The sequence below is a fragment of the Burkholderia sp. 22313 genome (genome assembly GCF_052045245.1).
Lineage (GTDB): Bacteria > Pseudomonadota > Gammaproteobacteria > Burkholderiales > Burkholderiaceae > Burkholderia.
In genome coordinates this window covers 77,443-96,808 of the sequence record NZ_JBQEON010000017.1, presented here as the reverse complement: position 1 = coordinate 96,808, position 19,366 = coordinate 77,443, and the positions used below count along the sequence as shown (strand labels likewise).

12 protein-coding genes are annotated in these 19,366 nt (G+C 64.5%); 6 read left to right on the top strand and 6 right to left on the bottom strand.

Annotated elements, in window-relative coordinates; translation table 11 throughout:
• Positions 1–15: 15 nt before the first annotated feature.
• Entirely contained in the window at positions 16–945 is a 930-nt protein-coding gene (locus ACTJKF_RS16145; RefSeq protein WP_440624514.1) for a dihydrodipicolinate synthase family protein, read from the bottom strand.
• 114 nt (positions 946–1,059) lie between these two features.
• The gene (locus ACTJKF_RS16140) at positions 1,060–2,811 is read right to left on the bottom strand and encodes an IlvD/Edd family dehydratase (RefSeq protein WP_440624513.1); all 1,752 of its coding nucleotides are present in this window, start codon (positions 2,809–2,811) and stop codon (positions 1,060–1,062) included.
• A 114-nt stretch (positions 2,812–2,925) separates the two neighbouring features.
• Here ACTJKF_RS16140 and ACTJKF_RS16135 point away from each other — a divergent pair, with 114 nt between their 5' ends.
• Together ACTJKF_RS16135 and ACTJKF_RS16130 are read left to right on the top strand one after the other, a co-directional pair.
• Complete coding sequence (locus ACTJKF_RS16135) at positions 2,926–3,876, top strand: LysR family transcriptional regulator (RefSeq protein WP_440624511.1); 951 nt, start codon at positions 2,926–2,928, stop codon at positions 3,874–3,876.
• A gap of 161 nt (positions 3,877–4,037) precedes the next feature.
• Positions 4,038–5,117, top strand: a complete 1,080-nt coding sequence (locus ACTJKF_RS16130) for a glycoside hydrolase family 113 (RefSeq protein WP_440624510.1) — start codon at positions 4,038–4,040, stop codon at positions 5,115–5,117.
• Positions 5,118–5,129: 12 nt separating this feature from the next.
• Here the strand turns inward: ACTJKF_RS16130 and ACTJKF_RS16125 are convergent, their stop codons facing one another.
• From ACTJKF_RS16125 to ACTJKF_RS16110, 4 genes are read right to left on the bottom strand one after another with little or no spacing between them, the layout of a single operon-like run.
• Complete coding sequence (locus tag ACTJKF_RS16125) at positions 5,130–5,897, bottom strand: hypothetical protein (RefSeq protein ID WP_440624509.1); 768 nt, start codon at positions 5,895–5,897, stop codon at positions 5,130–5,132.
• Positions 5,898–5,946: 49 nt separating this feature from the next.
• Positions 5,947–7,257 (bottom strand): hypothetical protein, encoded by a 1,311-nt coding sequence (locus ACTJKF_RS16120; protein ID WP_440624508.1) that lies wholly within the window; start codon positions 7,255–7,257, stop codon positions 5,947–5,949.
• On the bottom strand, positions 7,254–9,164 hold the full coding sequence (locus ACTJKF_RS16115; protein WP_440624507.1) for a glycosyltransferase family 2 protein: 1,911 nt from the start codon (positions 9,162–9,164) through the stop codon (positions 7,254–7,256). The genes ACTJKF_RS16120 and ACTJKF_RS16115 overlap by 4 nt, the downstream gene beginning before the upstream one ends.
• A 2-nt stretch (positions 9,165–9,166) precedes the next feature.
• Complete coding sequence (locus tag ACTJKF_RS16110; RefSeq protein ID WP_440624506.1) at positions 9,167–11,176, bottom strand: hypothetical protein; 2,010 nt, start codon at positions 11,174–11,176, stop codon at positions 9,167–9,169.
• 1,205 nt (positions 11,177–12,381) lie between these two features.
• On the opposite strand from ACTJKF_RS16110, the gene ACTJKF_RS16105 reads away from it, so the two are divergent.
• The 4 genes from ACTJKF_RS16105 (at position 12,382) to ACTJKF_RS16090 (ending at position 19,145) form a co-directional block, all read left to right on the top strand.
• Entirely contained in the window at positions 12,382–14,310 is a 1,929-nt protein-coding gene (locus ACTJKF_RS16105; protein WP_440624505.1) for a GGDEF domain-containing protein, read from the top strand.
• A 708-nt stretch (positions 14,311–15,018) separates the two neighbouring features.
• The gene (locus tag ACTJKF_RS16100) at positions 15,019–16,758 is read left to right on the top strand and encodes a methyl-accepting chemotaxis protein (protein ID WP_440624504.1); all 1,740 of its coding nucleotides are present in this window, start codon (positions 15,019–15,021) and stop codon (positions 16,756–16,758) included.
• A gap of 8 nt (positions 16,759–16,766) precedes the next feature.
• A complete protein-coding gene (locus ACTJKF_RS16095) occupies positions 16,767–17,066 on the top strand; it encodes a hypothetical protein (protein WP_440624503.1) in 300 nt (99 codons plus the stop codon).
• A 3-nt stretch (positions 17,067–17,069) separates the two neighbouring features.
• The gene (locus ACTJKF_RS16090; RefSeq protein ID WP_440624502.1) at positions 17,070–19,145 is read left to right on the top strand and encodes a putative bifunctional diguanylate cyclase/phosphodiesterase; all 2,076 of its coding nucleotides are present in this window, start codon (positions 17,070–17,072) and stop codon (positions 19,143–19,145) included.
• Positions 19,146–19,366 lie beyond the last annotated feature (221 nt).

Sequence of the window (19,366 nt, the reverse complement as noted above, 5' to 3'; positions counted from 1 at the left end):
TCCTTCGTCACGCGCTCAGTGCGCCCAGCGCAGCACGAGCGGATCGAGCCGGCGCGCGATCGCGAGCAGCTCCGCGCGCGTGTCCGGATGCAGTTCCGGCATCGGATGCCGCGGCCGCTCGCACGCGATCACGCCGCCTTCGCGCATCAGTGCCTTCGCGGTCAGGATCCCGGACTGGCGGTTCTCGTGGTTGATCAACGGCAGCCACGCCTGGTAATGCGCGAACGCATCGTCGTGGCGCCCGTCGCGGAAGGCTTCGAGGATCGGCCGGATGCCGTCCGGAAAGCCGCCGCCCGTCATCGCGCCGGTCGCGCCCGCATGCAGGTCGGCGAGCAGCGTGATCGCCTCCTCGCCGTCCCACGGCCCTTCGATCGCATCGCCGCCGAGCCGGATCAGCTCGCGCAGCTTGTTCGCCGCGCCGGGCGTCTCGATCTTGAAGTATGCGACCTGTTCGATCTCGCGCGCCATCCGCGCGAGGAACGGCGCGGACAGCGCGGTGCCGCTCGCGGGGGCGTCCTGGATCATGATCGGGATGTCGATCGCATCCGACACGCGCGCGTAGAAATCGAAGATCTGCGCTTCCGGCACGCGGAACGTCGCGCCGTGATACGGCGGCATCGCCATCACCATCGCCGCGCCGAGTTGCTGCGCGCGCAGGCTGCGCGCCGCGCACACCTGCGTGCTGTAGTGCGACGTCGTGACGATCACCGGCACGCGGCCGGCGACGTGTTCGAGGATCGTGCGCGTGAGCACGTCGCGTTCGTCGTCGGTGATCGCGAACTGCTCGGAGAAGTTCGCGAGGATGCACAGCCCGTCCGAGCCCGCATCGATCATGAAGTCGACCGCGCGCTTCTGGCTCGCGAGGTCGAGCTCGCCGGTCTCGGAAAACGTCGTCGGGACGACGGGGAAGATGCCGCGATGGCGCGGCGTGCTGCTGGAGGTCATGGTTCGGTCCTGCGCGGGCCTCGTGGCGAGGCCCTCAAGCGTTCACGGTTTCACATCATCACTGCGCGACGCGCGGGCCGCTGCCCGCGCAACGCCTGCCGCTCGATGCGCCATTCAATGCGAATGGCTCGGCACGTCCGCGCCGCGCGTGCCGACCAGGAAGTCGAGGTCGCACCCTTCGTCGGCCTGCAGCACGTGATCGATATACAGCCGCGCATAGCCGCCCTTGCCGAGCTGCCCGGCCACGCCCGGCGCCGCGGCCGGGTCGACGTCCGACAGGCGGCGCTGAAGTTCGTCGTCCGGAATGTCCAGATGCAGCGTGCCGGCCTCGCAGTCGAGCTCGATCCAGTCGCCGTTGCGCACCGCGGCGAGCGGCCCGCCCGCCGCCGCTTCCGGCGCGACGTGCAGCACGACCGTGCCGTACGCGGTGCCGCTCATCCGCGCATCGGAGATCCGCACCATGTCCTTCACGCCCTGGCGCAGCAGCTTCGGCGGCAGCCCCATGTTGCCGACCTCGGCCATCCCCGGATAACCGCGCGGCCCGCAGTTCTTCAGCACCATCACCGAGCTGGCGTCGACGTCGAGCGCTTCGTCGTTGATCGTCGCCTTGTAGTGCTCGAGGTTCTCGAACACCACCGCGCGGCCGCGATGCTTCAGCAGCTCGGGGCTCGCCGCCGACGGCTTCAGCACCGCGCCGCGCGGCGCGAGATTGCCGCGCAGGATGCAGATCCCGCCGTCCGCGATCAGCGGCCGGTCGAGCGGGCGGATCACCTCGTCGTCGTAGTTCGGCGCTTCGCGCACGTTGTCCCACAGCGACTTGCCGTTCACCGTCAGCGCGTCCGGGTGCGGCAGCAGCCCGCCCTCGCCGAGCCGGCGCAGCACGGCCGGCAGCCCGCCCGCGTAATAGAACTCCTCCATCAGGAAGCGCCCGGACGGCATCAGGTCGACGATCGTCGGCGTGTCGCGGCCGATGCGCATCCAGTCCTCGAGTTCGAGCGGCACGCCGATGCGGCCCGCGATCGCCTTCAGGTGGATCACCGCGTTGGTCGAGCCGCCGATCGCCGCGTTCGCGCGGATCGCGTTCTCGAACGCGGCGCGCGTCAGCACCTTCGACAGCACGAGCCCTTCGAGCGCCATCTCGACGATGCGGATGCCGGACATGTGCGCGAGCACGTAGCGGCGCGAATCGACGGCCGGAATCGCCGCGTTGTGCGGCAGCGCGACGCCGAGCGCCTCGGCCATGCACGCCATCGTCGACGCGGTGCCCATCGTGTTGCAGGTGCCGGCCGAGCGCGACATGCCGGCTTCGGCCGACAGGAAGTGGTGCAGGTCGATCTCGCCCGCCTTCAGCGACTCATGCAGCTGCCACACCGCCGTGCCCGAGCCGATGTTCTTGCCTTCGAGCTTGCCGTTCAGCATCGGCCCGCCCGACACGACGATCGCCGGCACGTCGCAGCTCGCCGCGCCCATCAGCAGCGCGGGGGTCGTCTTGTCGCAGCCGGCGAGCAGCACGACCGCGTCGATCGGGTTGCCGCGGATCGCTTCCTCGACGTCCATCGACGCGAGGTTGCGCGTGAGCATCGCCGACGGCCGCAGGTTCGATTCGCCGTTCGAGAACACCGGGAATTCGACCGGGAAGCCGCCCGCTTCGGAGATCCCGCGCTTCACGTGCTCGGCGAGCTTGCGGAAGTGCGCGTTGCACGGCGTCAGCTCGGACCACGTGTTGCAGATGCCGATGATCGGCCGACCGTCGAACTCGTGATCGGGGATGCCCTGGTTCTTCATCCAGCTCCGGTACATGAAGCCGTTCTTGTCGTTCGTGCCGAACCATTGGGTGGAGCGCAGCCTGGGTTTTGTTGCCGACATCGTCAGTCCTGTGGTGACGGGATACCGGCGCAGTATGGGCAGAATTTTGATAACTCGCTAATGACGTTTTAGGCGATTACGATATCGATTCCGATATCGATATAAACCCGTACGATGCCCGAAGCCAGCCCGTGGGGAAGCCGCAACCGCCTGAAAACCCGCCAGCTTCTGCTGGTCGTCGCGCTCGCCGACGAAGGCAGCATTCATCGCGCGGCGGCCGCGCTGAACATGACGCAGCCGGCGGCGTCGAAGCTGCTGCGCGAGCTCGAGGAATCGATCGGCGCGGTGCTGTTCGAGCGCCTGCCGCGCGGGATGCGGCCGACGCTGTACGGCGACGCGCTGATCCGCCACGCGCGCGCGGCGCTCGGCAGCCTCGACCAGGCGCGCGAGGAACTGGCCGCGCTGAAGGCCGGCCATCTCGGGCACGTGGCGGTGGGTGCGATCACGTCGCCGGGGCTGCGGCTCGTGCCGCCGGCCGTCGCGGCCGTGAAGGGGACACATGCGAACGTGCGCGTGTCCGTCGCGATCGACACGAGCAACGCGCTGCTCGAACATCTCGCGCAGGACAAGCTCGACATCGTGCTCGGCCGGCTGTCCGCCGAGCACGACAAGCTGCACCTGCGCTACGAGCCGCTGACCGGCGAGCCGGTCGCCGCGGTCGTGCGGCCCGGCCATCCGCTGCTCGGGCAGGCGCCGCTGTCGCTCGCCGACGTGCAGCGCGCCGCGTGGGTGATGCCGCCGGCGGGCAGCGTGCTGCGCCATCGCTTCGAGCTCGTGTTCCAGCGCGCGAGCCTCGCGCCGCCCGCGAACGTCGTCGAGACGGCCGCGCTGCTGTTCATCACGCAATTGATCGAGCAGAGCGACATGATCGCGGTACTCGCGGAAGACGTCGCGCGGTACTACGCGCGACACGGGATCGTCACGATGCTGCCGCTGGAGATGGATTGCCGGATGGACGATTTCGGGATCATCACGCGCACCGACCGGCTGCCTTCGCCGGCCGTCGAGGTGATGGCGGAGGCGATTCGGGCGGCGGCGCGGGAGGTGTACGGGGTGGGAGTGTGAGGCGGCGGCCTCGGGTTCATGTGGGCCGCGGGCCCGTTGAAGGGCCCCTTGCCCGCACGGTGAATCCGATAATTTTTCCTTTATTTTCAATAGCCTATGCATTCATGTCTGCGCATGGGGAGGGCTGTCCTGATTCCGGAAATCGGGATAGGGGCGGTCAAGTGAACCTGCGTTTCGCGCCCACCCGACATTTCCCTTACCGCCGGCTTCGAGCGCTCCTGTGCAGCGCTGCGTTCTCTATGGGCTTGTCCACGGCGGCATGGGCCGGCGGCGCAACGGGCTGCGACCTTGCGCCGAGGCACGGTTTCAATCTGATTCAGGACCGCCAGGCGCCTTTCGGCTCGGCGCAAGCCTTCGAGAGCATGAGCCGGATGCGCCGCACGGGCGCCAACACGGTCGCGCTCGTGCCGTTCCTGTGGCAGCGCAAGCCCGGCGCGCCCGACATCGCCCGCGGCGACGACATGAGCGACGAGCAGCTGGCGCAAGGCATTCGCGCCGCCCACCGTCTCGGGCTGACCGTCATCGTCAAGCCGCAGGTGTGGGTTCCCGGCACGTGGGCCGGCGCGGTCCGCATGGACACCGAGGCCGACTGGGGCATGTGGTTCGCCCGCTACGCGCGCGCGCTGACGGGCCTTGCCGTCGTCGCCGCGCGCGAACATGCGGAAGGCTTCGTCATCGGAACCGAGCTGGATGAGACCACCGCGCATCCCGAATGGCTCGCGTTGATCGCCGATGTACGCGCGGTTTTTCATGGGGAGGTCTCGTATGTGGCGCATAACGTCGACGGCGCGGAACAGGTACCGTTCTGGCAGCGGCTCGACGCCATCGGCGTGACGCTGTATCCGTCGCTGGTCGCGGACGACAAGCCGGCCGAATGGGTGCGCGTGATGCAGGAGACGTCCATGCGCTTGCAGAGCCTCTCCAGGCGCGCGGGCCGCCCCGTGTTCGTCGCCGAATTCGGCCTGCGCTCCGCCTCCGGCGCGGCGGTAAAACCGTGGGAGAGCGCCGAGGAGCGTGTAGCCAGCGTCGACGAAGCGCTGCAGGCCGATGTCCTGCGCGGATGGCTCGACGTCTTGAAAGCGCCCGCCGTGCAAACGGCGCTGATCTGGCGCTGGATCAGCGCGCCGGGCTCGGGTGGCCATGCCGATACGGACTTCACCGTGCAGGGCAAGCTGTCGGAGGGCATGCTGTCGTCACGCTGGGCGCGTTGTCAGGCGGAAGGTCATCGCGCCAATCCTTGAGCGGCGGCGCCTTCAGAAACGACGCCAGAGGCCCGCAACCACGCCCTGCTCACGCCAGGAGTTCCGGCCCGCGACGGTAGTGACCGCCCCCAGCTGCGCCGACCACTTCGGCGCGAAATCCCACACCACGCTCGGCTGGATCTTGTAGTAGCGGTAAGGCGCATTGAACGGGCCGGTGCCCGCGCCGTCGGAGATCACGCTGAACGATTGCAGCAGCACGAGCCACTGCGGAGCGGGGCGCGCGCCGAGCGTGAGGTCGATCCGGTATTCGCTGGGCGGCGCGCCGTTGCGGATGTGCCAGGCCAGCTCGGCGTCGACGAAGGCCGGCCAGTTGCCGATCTGGAAGCTGCGGCCATAGAGCGCGCGCAGGTCATACTCCATCCCCGTGTAGCCGACTTCCGCCGGATTGCCGCTGTTCGACGCGCCCGGCACGCGGGCCGTCGCCTCGACCGAAAACACATTCGCGCCATTGCTGTAGATGCGCTTGCGCAACCCAAAATCGGTGTAGCCCAAGCCGAAGTAGCTGCCGCCCGCGCTGCCACCCACCGACGTGTGCAGCAACGACGGACCGACAAAGCCCGTCAACGAATCGGTGAGACCGTATTCGACCTGCAACCTGGTTTCGACTTTGCGGTAGTCCCGGTTGGTGAACGCGTTGCCGTCGTCGTTGAAATAGCGGTCGTTCGAGGTCGCCGTCGTGCTCAGGAAGGTCTCGCCCGAGCCCGCGGGCTGCGTCCACGCGCCGGCGAACACGCTCGGCGCGCCCAGCATCATCAGCAAGCCGAGCCCCCAGCCGCGCGCGGACGCCGCGCTGCGCTTGCGCGCGAACTCAAACGGGATTGCGCGCGTCGTTGCGCTCATACACTCTCCAGCCATTGGCGTCGTAAGTCAGGCGATATCCGCGCATGCCCTGCGCGTACAGCTTCGGGAACGTTTGGGCAAGCAGGTCGTCGTCGAGCATCCCGGGACGATCGGGATCGGGAACCGCGATGAAGCGGGAATGGATTTGATGCGTGAACGTCGTCAGCATGAAGGCGTCGTCGGTGGGCGTGACGAGGCCTCGCGCGCTGCCGCGCGCGGCCAGCACCTCGGGGTGGGCCGGCGCGTCGATCAGGACGTCGGTACGCGTGGCGAGGTAGCGCCCGAGCGCTGCCACCCCGGCGTTCTGCCCGACCGTAACGGGCGTGCCCATTGCCGCTTCGCGCCAGCGCGCCGGCTCACCGGAACGCCACGGGAGCGATACGCTCCAGCCGAGCGCCACGCCGGCCAGCAGCAGCGCCGCCACCGCGCCGCGCGACCGTGAAGCAGCGGGCCAGCGGCGCAAGGCAACCACGGCAAGCGCCACGAGGAGCGCGGCGATCCCTGGCAGCACCGATGGCGTCCTGGTGTCGCCGTCGACCGGCGCGGCGGCCCAGACGTGACCCAGGAGGTTGCGCAGGAACGGGGTGGCGCCGTCTTCGAACAGTGCGTTCTCGTAGGCGAAGCTGCCGAGCGCGAACAGCAGCGGAAACAGCAGGACGAGCATCGAATTCGGCGCGGAGCGCGCGATCAAGTCAGGCGGCAGCGCGAGCACGAGAAACGGCAACGTCAGCACGCAGATGAGTGCCCCCAGCGGGTGAACGAACGCCGTGAAGGCGAGTGCGAACGCGAGGTTCATGAAATCGGTGATGCGTCCGTGGACGCGGCTTGCCCAGTAGGCCGTGGCGTACCAGTAGACGGCGACGAGCAGCAGCACCGCGCCTACGCCCAGCGTCGCCGGATACAGAAAGAACGGATGCACGCAGACGAGCACCGTGAGCACGAGCGACCACCACCCGCCGTACCCTGCGGCACGCAACGCCGAAGCCCAGGCGGCGACGAGCAGCGCGGCCAGCAGCGCTGCGGCGACGAGCGGCGGGGGCAGCGATGTGAATTCGCGAATGGATACGCCGGTGAGGACGTTCAATGCAAACGCAATCGGTGGATACGTTGTCGTGAACTCGCGGTATGAGCCCTTGCCGTCGCCGTACAGCACGACTTCGCCCCAGTCGCGCACGACTGCCGCGGCGATGAACCCGTGCTGGCGCAGCCACCCATCGAAGGCGATCAGCGCGGCAAATGCAACGAGCGCGATGACGGCGAATCTCAGGACGCGCATCACGATGCGCCCCCGGTCGTAGCGGCCCTGGCTTTCGCCAGCTCGATGGCGGTGTGCGACGACAGCCCGTGCTGCGTCTTTTCCCAATAGAACGGCTTGTAGACGAGCTGCCAGAGCGCCTTGTAGGCCGCCACCGACATCAGCGCCCAATACGCGAACACTGTGAGGCTATAGGGCACGAGATCGATCCACTTGCGCCGCAGCGGCGCGAGCATGGTGAGATAGATGAAGGCGCCATTGCCCGCGAGCAGGTTGAAGAGGCTCAGGTAGCGCAGGAACGGCGGAAACAGATCGTCGAATCCGGTCGTGCGCGAGCAGGACCAGATGATCAGCATCGCCCAGTAAAGCGGATTGAGCAGCGCCGACACCACGGTGCCGCCCACGAAGAACGCGAACCCGAGCGCACCGCCCAGGCCAGTCGAACGAACCAGATGGACCGGTCGGCGCGTATGCACGAGAAACGTCATCATGTAGCCCTTGATCCAGCGCGAGCGCTGCCGGATCCAGTTGCCGATCGCGACGTTGGCTTCCTCGAACGTGGTCGATTCGATCACACCCACCCGGTAGCCCTTCTGCGTCATGCGAATGCCGAGGTCCGCGTCCTCGGTGACATTGAACGGGTCCCAGCCGTTCAGTTCGCGCAACACGTCGAGCCGGAAATGATTCGACGTGCCGCCGAGCGGAATGGGCACCTTCAGGCGCTCCAGACCCGGCAGAAGGAGGTCGAACATCAGCGCGTAGTCGAGCGTGAACATGCGTGTGAGCCAGTTTTCACGCGCGTTGTAATAGTTCAGCCGGCACTGGATGCAGGCAGTATTGGCCGGGGCGCGCCGGAAGGCAGCCAATACCTTGAGCAACTGGTCGGACTCCGGCTTGTCTTCCGCGTCGTAGATGACCACGTAATCGCCGCGCGCATAACGCAACGCGTAGTTGCAGGCTTTGGGCTTCGTCTGCGGATGCGAAGGCGGCACGCGGATGATCTCGAAGATGCCCTCGAGCCCCAACGCTTTCGCCGCTTCGATCGTCGGCGCGTCGTTCGCTTCAAGCACGAGCTTGATGTCGAGCTTGGCGCGCGGATAGTTCAGGCTGCGCAGCGCATGGGCGAGAATCGGCAGCACTTCCGGCTCGCGAAACATTGGCACGAGCACCGTGAAGACGGGCAGATCCTCGTCGCGCAGCGCGTGGACGTCCTCGTCCGGACCGCCGCCGCTGTTCGATGGCGCCACGTCGCTGCACCACACCAACACGCCTTTGAAGAGGAAATTGCCCAGGTACCACAGGCCGCTCAGCGTATTGGCGGCGATCAGCGTCGCCGCGGGCGCGCAGGCGAACCCGAGCAGCACGGCGGTGGCGAGCGCGTAGAGGAAGATCAATTGGGGCGCGGTGACGATCCGCTTCGCCGACATGACCGGATCGCGCTCGTCGAGACTGTGCACGGCATCGTGCGACAGCTGGGCCTCGAACACGCGCTGCGTGGTCCAGATGATGTCGAATTTCGACGTGACGACGAAGTCGATCTCATCGCCCCATTTGCCGCGTGCGAATTCGGTCGTCTCGGCGCCGGGGTCGGCGGTCGCGACGGTCAGGCGTCCGTTCGCCTGGCGCCGCCAAGGCATGGTCAGACGCCCCGTGTAGAGCGAGGCGTCCGCGGGATCGAGCAGCGCGGTGTCGGGCGGCTGTGCGGCCAAATCCACGAATGGCACGCCGATGTGCACGGCGAGCGTGCGGTATAGGTCGAGCGATCTGATCCATCCCATCGCCACCACCACTTCGCCGAGGCGCACCCCCCAGCGCTGGGCAAGCTGCAGGGCCTCCTCGCGCTGAGCGGGCGTGATCAGCGCCTTCTCGACCAGCAGCGCGCCGATGCGCGGCGTCGCGACGCCGGCGCTTTCCTCCAGGGACGCGTTCATCGTCACGGCTCCTTGCGTTCGCGCCGCTGGCGGCTATAGACGCGCTGCAGCGCGACCAGCACCGCGATCGTGATCGCGAGCCATACGGCCAGCAGCAGCCAGCTGCCGTAGCGGCGCCCGAGGACTTGCCAGGTGGTCGCATCGGGGTAAGTCACTTCGGTGAGCTTGTCGCGCTCGGTCGACAGCGCCAGCGTGACGCCCGCGGGGCCGATGAACGCGACATTGCCGCGGTCCAGCGCGACGGTTCGCGGCGCGGGGACCGCGCCGTCGGCGCCCGAGCTGCGCAGCCACAGCCCCGGGGGCGCGTTTTTCAGCGTGACGAGCTGGGCGATCAGCGTGTTGCGCGCGTCGTTCAGGTTGAAAAGCGGCGTGCCGGAGCGGGTGCGCACGAGCACGTTGCCGCGGTCGATGCGCACCGGCACGGCGCTGTCGTCGAAGCGGAAATCGCCCCATGCGATGAATGCCGAGTCCGGGGCCGAAATGCTGTCGCCCTGGCTGCGCTTGACGACGACGGGCGTGTCGGCGGGAGCGAGACCGGCGGCCGCCGCCGCGACGACCTGCAGGGCGGTGCGCTGATCGGCGCCGTTCAGGCTGTCGCGCACGAAGACGGTCAACTGGTTGCGTGCGTGCGGCGCCAGCGCGTAGAAATCGTGGGCGGGCGTTTCGGCCTCGCCGAGCTCGAGCGCACTCGAGCCCAGCAGCTGCGCGGGAAAGTTCGCCGGCAGGTAGGTGCAGTCGCCCGCGCGCGGCTGACGCTGCATGACGACGCGCACCTGGTTGTCGAGGCTCACGAGACCGTGCGGAATGAACGCGTGCAGGCGCGTGATGCCGTCTTTCGACGCCGTGGTGCCTGCGAGGAAGCGGCCGTTGAGAAACACGTTGGCGACGGCTGGCACTTCGCTGCCGTCGGTGCCGACGCCGATGTCGAGATCGAGCGCAGTGGGCCAGCGACCGGCCGGGAGATCGGTGGCGCGGAAGTCGGCGATCCAGACTGCTTCGCCCGGGGTATCGGAGATGGGCGTGGCGATGCCGAGCTGGTCGAACGTCAGGCGATCGCGCGGCCGCTCGCGTGGTTGAATCGCGCCGACCCGGATCATGCGGCCCGTGGCGGCATCGCGCCAGTCCGAGCCGAGGAAGTTCACCGCCCGTTGCGGATCGCTGCCTGTCAGCAGCAGGCCGGGGCCGTCGACGAGCGGGACGACGCTGGACATGGCCGTCGAAGGGGTAGCCGAAGCGGCTGCCGCGAGCGTGGCGCCCAGATCCGATGGCGAGGCGATGATCACATCGCCGCGTTGCCAAGCCGGATTGGCTTCGCCGGGCTTGGCCAGCAGTTGGGCAAGCGGCACCAGTTCGACCTCATGGCCGCGGGCCTTGAACAGCCTGACCACCGCAATCGCTGCGGCCATTTCCTGTTCCGTCAGCTTGCGCTCGGGAATGCCGACGCCTATTTTAGGTGGCATCAGCGTGATGGCAGCGGAGACTCCGTCGAGCCTGTCGGCGGGGACGTCCAGCGCAAGCGTGGTCTCCGGCAGGACACTGAAGCGGTCATTCACGAGCCGGAGGTCGATGCAGCGGTCATTCGTCAACACGCCTGAATAACGGATCGTGACCTTGACGAAGTCTCCCGCAAAATCTCCCGGAACGAGCGGCACGTCGATGACCTGACGGTCGTGCCCGACAGGCAGCGCGCGAGAAATGACCGTGCGCTCGCCTATCGTGACCAGCATGCTGCGGCGGCCGTCGAAAGGCGCCGCTTCGTCATACGCGAACTTGAGCGTACCGCTCGCGACGTGGGCCGCGCGAGGCACCGGAAAGAAGAACGTCTTCCCCCCGCCGAGCGATCCGAATTGAGCACCTTCGTCAAATCCAAGCTCGGCAATAGTGATGTTGCGCTTGATGACGGAATTGTGTCGAGCAGGTTGAGTACTGCTGTGGACCTGCGAATAACCCGGCGTGGGGAAGACGGCGGCTACGCATAGCGCGGCCGCCGCCAGGCGGCTAATGGTCTTCATCAAGTAACCCCGTGACTTCTAAACCAATTCGAGTTGTTGAAATATGTTCGGCGCGAATCGAGTCGCGCTCTTTGATACCGGAAATTGCCGGGATGCCTGCCGGAATTTTTCTCAAGCCTTCCATTACGCCCGGGTGTGCCAACACCCGCGCATCATGCGGCCGGCCGAATCATATCAACTGGTCGGACATCTAACTATCAAAAATAGTGAAATTCTGCTTTCCTGAATTGTCCTGACAGATTATTCCTAATTAAATATCAGGATATCCCTACAAATAAGCACGGGGGTTTGTTGGTAAATGAACCGCAAACGTTTTCCCGCAAAATCAATACCGAATATCAAATTTCCACCAACCATGCGTGCCATTGGATTTCGACGACAGCGTCCATAACGTGGAGAGGCACGCATTGTGGTCAACGGTCGGTCGAGCGTGAAGATCCGGTTGGTGACGGGCGAATCAATAGACGACACCGGTTTATGAGGCCGCAGCATTGCTTGAGGGGCTCGAAAGAACTTCGACTGCGGTTTTTCCCTGCGGGTAAAGCCGATTGCGTTCGGTTGTCCACCGCGGCGGAATTAACGAATTGACGCACTCCCCGTTCCCGAATGCCTTGAACAGCATTCCGACTGTCGTTAGCTGGAACGGTCGGCGCCGCGTACGCGTCGTTCGAGATGAGAGCGGGAGCCGCGGGGTTCCCTTACGCCAATTTCAGATAGTCCTTACACAATTTCGCCCTCCAGTCGCACGCCTTGTGTGCCGTAATAGCCTTGATTGCGGTTTGCAATGGCCATGGGTATGGAGTCAATGGCCCGCGTGGCCGCGAAATTCTCTCAAATGAAAACGCTTGGCGGGCCGGTGGTGGAAAAACTCTTGCGCAAGCAAACAAGCTTCGTGCGAAGCGTGCTTGGACGACATGGGATATGGCACCGCAAGACAGACACGACCATGGGTTCGCAACGGTGTGACACGCAAGGCGTCCGGTCGGACCGGCGCTGCGCAGACTGCGTGGCGCGCTCGGAAAGCCGACGTTCGCCGGCCGACGCTACTGGGGACGTTCGGGGCAGCGGCACGCGGTCGCCGAAGCACGGCATGACCACGCAACCCGGATATTTCAACTCGCACGCGGCAGAGCTCCCGCGTGCGGAGACCCGGCATCCCAAGACGTTCCAGCCAGCGCGCCAAGGACATGATCGGGAACGCTGCCATGCGTAGCACACGTCATCGCTCCCTTGCGTCCCGTGTGCTGCGTCTGGCCGGTATGCGCATCGCACTTGTTTGCTTCCTGGCGGGAGCGGTGTCGTATCGCGTCAATCATGCTTCGCTCGAGCAAGCTGTACGCACCCAACTTTCACTTTCGGCAGAGCAGGCCTTGCAGCGTGAGGCGTTGCCCTTTCGGGAGGTCAAGGATCTGGAAAGGAATTTCCTTTCCGAATTCCATCGGATCGACTCGATACCCGAAGCGAGGCGGTCGCTGGTGCGGGATTTCGAAACGCTCTTCTACCGACATCCGGACGGCTCCTATACGCAGCGCCCAGGTCTCTTCGAAGGCGGCCCGCTGCCCGACGGCCGACGTTTTCCCGGCATGTCCGCGACTTATGCGCCCGACGTGCCGCCGGATGACGATGTAAAGGCGCGTTTCGCGCTCTCGTTTCTGCTTTCCTACCAGTATGGCTCCGCGACGAAGGGACGGCTTTTCAATTTCTATGGGGTTGTGCCGGAGAAAGGCTTTCCGATCTATCAGGCCGCGGACATCGCAAAGGTCTTCAGATACGATGGGCCCGATGCGCTGCGACTCGAGACATACGAGTTCTACTCGCGGGGGTTCACCGAAACACGTAGCGAGGCGATTTTTACGCGCATCTACTGGGACCCGTCGAATGCCGCCTGGATGACCACGATTGCCACGCCAGATGCGGCCGATGCTGCCGGCCGGCACCGCATTATGGCCTGCGTCGACCTGTTGCTCGACGGACTGATGAAACGAACGGCAAAGCCGGTGTTGCCGGGTGCGCGCAGCACGATCTTTGCTGGGGACACCGACGGCACGCTCATCTTCGACGGCAACTATTCCGCTGCCATTACGCGCAGTGAAGGACACGCTTCCATCACGTCGCTCAGGCTGGCCGGTTACCGGCCGTTGCTCGATGCGAGCCGGCGGCTCGCAGGCGGCGCCGTGGCGCTTGTCGAAAGCGATAACGAGATCGTAGCTGTCGGCCGCATTCCTGAGACACCGTGGATACTTGCCGTCCACTACCCGAAGTCGCTGTTGAGGTCAGCGATCCTCACCAATCTCGGCATTGTGGTTGCGGTAGGGGTTCTCACGCTGCTCGTCGAGATCTTCATTCTGCGCTCGGTCCTGCAGAAGCAGGTGGTGGAGCCGCTGAAGCGCCTGATGCGTGCCACGGAACGGATCGGTCATCGCGGCGTCGACTTCGACGGCGACGAGCTGCCGACACGGTCGAACGACGAGATTGCCGCACTATCGCGGGATTTTGCGAATATGGCTGCGCGCGTCCGGGACACGCGGGACGCGCTCGAAGAGAGAGTGTCGGCCCGTACGTCCGAACTCGAGCAGCTTAACAGGAAGCTGCTCGAGGTCAGCATGACCGACGAGATGACGGGCGTGGGCAACCGGCGCCGTTTTGACCAGGCGCTAGCGAGCGGTCTCGCGCGCCTCGAGCGAGCCGGCGGGCTGCTGATGCTCGCGATGATCGACGTCGACTGGTTCAAGCACTACAACGACCGGTATGGGCATCCGGCCGGCGATGCCTGTTTGCACCGGGTCGCCGGGATATTGGCGAAGAACATCCGGCGCGAACACGACGTGGTCGCGCGCTATGGCGGCGAAGAGTTTGCGATCCTTGCACAGATTTCCGAAGGTGATGACGCGCTCGCGATCGGTCAGGCACTCTGCGCCGCCATGGAAGAGGCCGCAATTGAGCACGCGCTTTCGCCGTTCAGGCATGTCACGCTAAGCATTGGCATGGCAGTCGCCGCACCCGGAGATCTGAAGGATCCGGAGGGCCTTTTACTTCAGGCCGACCGCGCGCTTTATCGCGCGAAGCAGGAAGGTCGCAACCGTGTAGCGATGGCCGATCTGTCGCCTGGGCTTACGGGGCCGACAGCGGCGTAATCACGTGTCGCCATGGCGTGCCTGAATATGTCGGACCGGCATGATTTTTTCTCCTGCGTGCGGAGCGCATTCCGGGTATGGGATGTAGTCCTTCGTAACACGCTGTTGCACGACCACGCGAATCCTTAGCCAAATTTCAGGAAATGCCTACATGGCTGGCACTTCAGTTTTTTTGGAATACGGCCGTTTACAAGATTTTTACAGCACGTGATCGAGAGGCCGAGACGTGGAAAAAATCTTGCGCACGCAAGCAAGCAAGCCTCGTGCGGCCACGACCTTGGTTGTCGAGCCGAGACCAGTTCCACCTATTGAGCGGAGCAACCGCCAACACTCGAATTCGACCCGTGTCGTGTATACCGCAGGCCTCAAGTCAGCCCTTCTCCTCGATTTGTACACGATCTCGCAGGCGTGTCGCGCACGCTCGAGGCGGTCCGTGGTCCCTCTTCTTCATCCTGCCTGCGGTGGCCTCCGGGCCAATGCTCCAGGCATTCCAGGAATTTCGGACTACCCACCGGCCGCGCGCACCTGATTGCCGGTTAACGCGTCTCCCTCAGCCGAGATGCCCACACGACTGCAGTTTCCTGGATTTGCTCTGACGTCGGCCCATCTTTGTCGGCATACCAGGCATTTCTTCGTCGGACCATGTCATGCCACTGGGTTCCAGTGCTGGCAATGTCCCTATGTATTGATATTGAAAAAGCTTTCGGCATGAAAACGTATTTCTCGAACATGAAGATCGGCACCCGGCTCGGCCTGGCCTTCGGCATGGTGCTCGTACTTTTGTCCGGTGTGGCGCTCATCGGGGTAGCGCGCCTCAACACGCTCGACAACGCCATCACCAGTGCCATCGATTTCAGTGGCAACGAAAACCATCTCATCTCGCAGGCGCTCGGCAGTGCGCAGGGCGCGGCCATTGCCATGCGCAACCTCATCATTCTCAACGATGTTCCGCGCATGACGGCAGAGAAGCAGGCTTTCGACCAGAGACTTGCGCGCTATAACGACTTTGAGAAGAAGCTCAACGACGTCTTCAGTGAGGACCCGGGCAAGACCGACGAAGAGCGCAACTTCCTGAAGCAGCTGAAGGTCGTTCGCGACGACGCGCTGCCGTTGGTGGAGAAGGCGGCGACGCTCGGACTTCACAACGACCCGCGTGGGCCCGAAGTCATGATGAGCGAGACGGTTCCGGCGCTGGACCGCTGGGTAGCGCTGATGACGCAGTTTCGGGATTACGAAATCAACGCGAGCAATGCCGCAGCAGCCAAGGCTCACAATGCCTACACCCGTAGCGTTGCGTGGCTGCTGGCCTTGAGCGGTATCGGCATCGCGACCGGGGTAGTCGTCGCCTGGCTCGCGACACGCAGCATTACCGTGCCGATCGGCGAAGCCGTCCGGATCTCGGAAACAGTTGCTGCGCGGGATCTGACCTCACGCGTTGAGACCAACCGGCGGGACGAAATCGGTCAGTTGCTCCAATCGCTGAAAGCCATGAATGAGAATCTGGCGGACGTTGTGTCGGGTATTCGTGGCACAACGGAGTCCGTGACGGTGGCTTCGCAGGAAATCGCGAGCGGCAACACGGACCTGTCGTCGCGCACTGAAGAACAGGCGGCATCGCTCGAAGAGACTGCATCGAGCATGACGCAGTTGACCGAGACGGTGAAGCAGAACGCCGACAACGCGCGACAGGCCAATACGCTGGCAACACGCGCCACGGACATGGCCGACGCCGGCAACGAGGCCGTGCAGGGCATGGTCGGAACGATCGGAAGGATCAGCGGCAGTTCGACGAAGATCTCGGAAATCACGGGCACCATCGAGGGCATCGCGTTCCAGACCAACATCCTGGCATTGAACGCTGCGGTAGAGGCGGCCCGTGCCGGTGAACAGGGGCGGGGCTTTGCCGTGGTCGCGAGCGAGGTGCGCGGCCTCGCGCAGCGCTCCGCCGCTGCGGCGAAGGAAATCAAGGAACTGATCGGCTCATCGGTGGCGATGATTGAGGACGGCGCCAGGCAGGCGACGGAAGTGGGCGCCACCATGGGCGAGGTGAAGCAGGCGATCAAGCAGGTCTCCGACATCGTCGGGGAAATCGCGGCTGCATCGGAAGAACAGAGCCGGGGCATCGAGCAGGTCAACCAGGCGGTCATGCAGATGGACGAGGTAACACAACAGAACGCAGCACTCGTCGAACAGGCCGCCGCTGCGGCGCAGTCGCTCCAGGAGCAGGCGCAAAGTCTGAGCGGTGCCGTATCGGTGTTCAGGCTGGCCGATACCGGCCTGTCGACGTCGCAAGCGGCCACTGCGCAGCATCGGCGAGGTATATCGGCACTGGGCGTGTCGGCAACCCGTACCAAAGGGAAGGCCGCGGTCCGATTGACCCTTGGTGCAGCGGGTAATGCGACGGTGCCCTCTGACGGTGCGGCAGGGCAAACGTGGGGGACCTTCTGATGGAAACAATGGCTGCGAAGAAGCTCGAGGCATGGGCAAACCTGGCCGAAGAAAACGGCAAGGCGATTTCGCGCATCGGTGCCCGCACGGTGGTGCTGTGCAAGTTCGTTGACGCCGTGCTGCCACAGCTCACGGCCGCACAGTGCAGACAGATTGATCCGCTGTTCCGCCAGGGAATCGAAGACGCGATGGCATGTACGGACGACGTCGCCGTTCCCGGCATATATCACACAACGTTGCTCGAACAGACCAATGTCCTGCTCGCTGCGCTAGCGAAGAAGAGCGAATCCGGTTACGGGTCGGCGTAAGACGTGGTGTTGACTGTTCGCTACAAGCTCTTTTCCGTCATCGCCCTGTTCATGCTCGCGATGGGGTGTCTGACTGCGTTTCTGCTGGTCAAGCTCGATCAGTCCACCACACAGTCGACTGCAATGTTTGAGCAGGACCTTGGCGGTATGTCGACGATCGGCGAGATCGATGGTCTGCTCACGCGGTCCGACATCAATATCCTTCGCATGATTGCCATTGGCGATCCCCGGTCGATTGAGTCATGGGAGCAGGAAAACGAAGACCACTTGGCTGCGATCGATAAAGCGTTGAGCAATCTTGCCGCGAATGCCGGCCCGGAGCAGCTGGCGTCGATCTCCAGCCTGAAGGACGCCTATTCGCGCATGCGAGCCGGCATGATGCATCAGATGGCAAGGATCGAGGCCGACGACATTCGCGGCGCGGCGGAGATCAACCGGTTCCAGGTCAGGGCCAATGCCGATCGCGTTTTCGCCATCCTGCAAGACCTGAAGCGAAACGTGCAGGACACGGCCGAGCGAAAAGCGCAGGACAACCTGGCCGTGGTTACGCGGGTGCGATGGCTTGCCATTGGGACTGCCGCAGCCATTTCGCTCACCGTTCTTGCGGTCGGGCTGTACGTCGTGGGCACCATGACAGCGGCTTTGCATAAGGCGCTTCGCGTGGCTAACCGTATTGCTGACGGAAGACTGGGCAACGACGTCGCCGGCTCAACACGAGACGAAACCGGCCGATTGCTGGATGCGCTGGGACAAATGGATCGGCAACTGCATCGGATGGTTTACTACGATCCGCTCACTTCCCTGCCCAACCGGGTCCTGTTCAACGAGCGGTTGCAGCAGACGATCGCGGGCGCCGAGTCCGCGCCGGACAGACTGCATGGCGTGATGATGATTGACATTGACCGTTTCAAGGGTGTCAACGATACGATGGGCCATGCCATAGGCGACGAATTGCTGCGCCAGGCGGCCGCACGCTTGCGCGCAATGGTTCGCTCCGACGATACGGTGAGTCGTCTCGGGGGCGATGAATTCACGGTCTTGCTGCCAGGCTGTCGCGACCGTAGCGTTCTGGAGGACATCGCCCGAAAGATCATTGACGGGTTCGACCGGCACTTTGTTCTGAGCGAGAGAGAGGTGTTTGTTTCGTGCAGCATCGGAATTGCGCTGTATCCGGTCGACAGTGTCGAACCTGACGACTTGATGAAATACGCGGATTCGGCGATGTACCTGGCCAAGCGTTCCGGCCGTCGAGGCTTCCGCTTCTACTCGCAGGAGCTGACGGTCGATGCTGCCACGCGCCTGGCGCTCGAGTCGGAGCTTCGCTACGCCGTCAAGCGCGGCGAACTCGAATTGCACTACCAGCCGAAAGTGTCGTTCCGTGCTCACGAGGTGATAGGCTCGGAGGCCCTGCTCAGATGGCGACGTCCCGGCGGCCTTGTCCCGCCGAACAAATTCATTCCGATTGCGGAGGAGACCGGCCTGATCAACGAGTTGGGCATGTGGGTACTTCGCGAGGCCTGTCGTGCAGCCGCCGAGTGGAACGCCAGGTGCGCAGAGCGCCACAAGGTCGCGGTCAACCTGTCGGCCAGACAGTTTCAGTGTGATGATCTGGTCCAGATGGTGACTCGCATCCTCGAAGAAACCGGCTGCCGCCCTGAATGGCTGGAGCTGGAAATCACGGAAAGCGTGCTGCTGGAGGAGGGCGAGACGATCATGAATACGCTGTCGGCGTTCAAATCCATGGGGCTTTCAATCGCTATCGACGATTTCGGCACGGGCTATTCGGCGCTCAGCTATCTGACCAGATTTCCTATTGACGTGCTCAAGATCGACAGGTCGTTCGTTCAGAAGATGACTGCGGACCAGCGCGACGCGGAACTCGTCAAGGCCATTCTGTCCATTGCGCGATGCCTCGGGCAGCAAGTGGTGGCGGAGGGTGTCGAGACAGCTGAACAGGCGGTATTTCTCGCAGACAACGGATGTGAATTCGCGCAGGGATTCCTGTATAGCAGGCCGCTACCGAAACCTCACATGACAACACTGCCCAGGTATCTCAACCCGAGCGCAACGGCCGGCTGACCTTGCCCTGCGACGGCCGCCATGGCTTGATCGCCTGGTCCGGAACGACGATACCGGATCATCCACCGACGTTCTTCGGGCAATCGGTCGCTGCGTGTCCCGGCCAACCGGGTACAGCGGGGTTGGCGGCGCGCAACGTGGGCCTGACCTTCCGTGATAAGCGCATCGGGTCGCACTCGACATGGAGGACGTGCTCTCCGACGAACATGCACGCCTGCTAG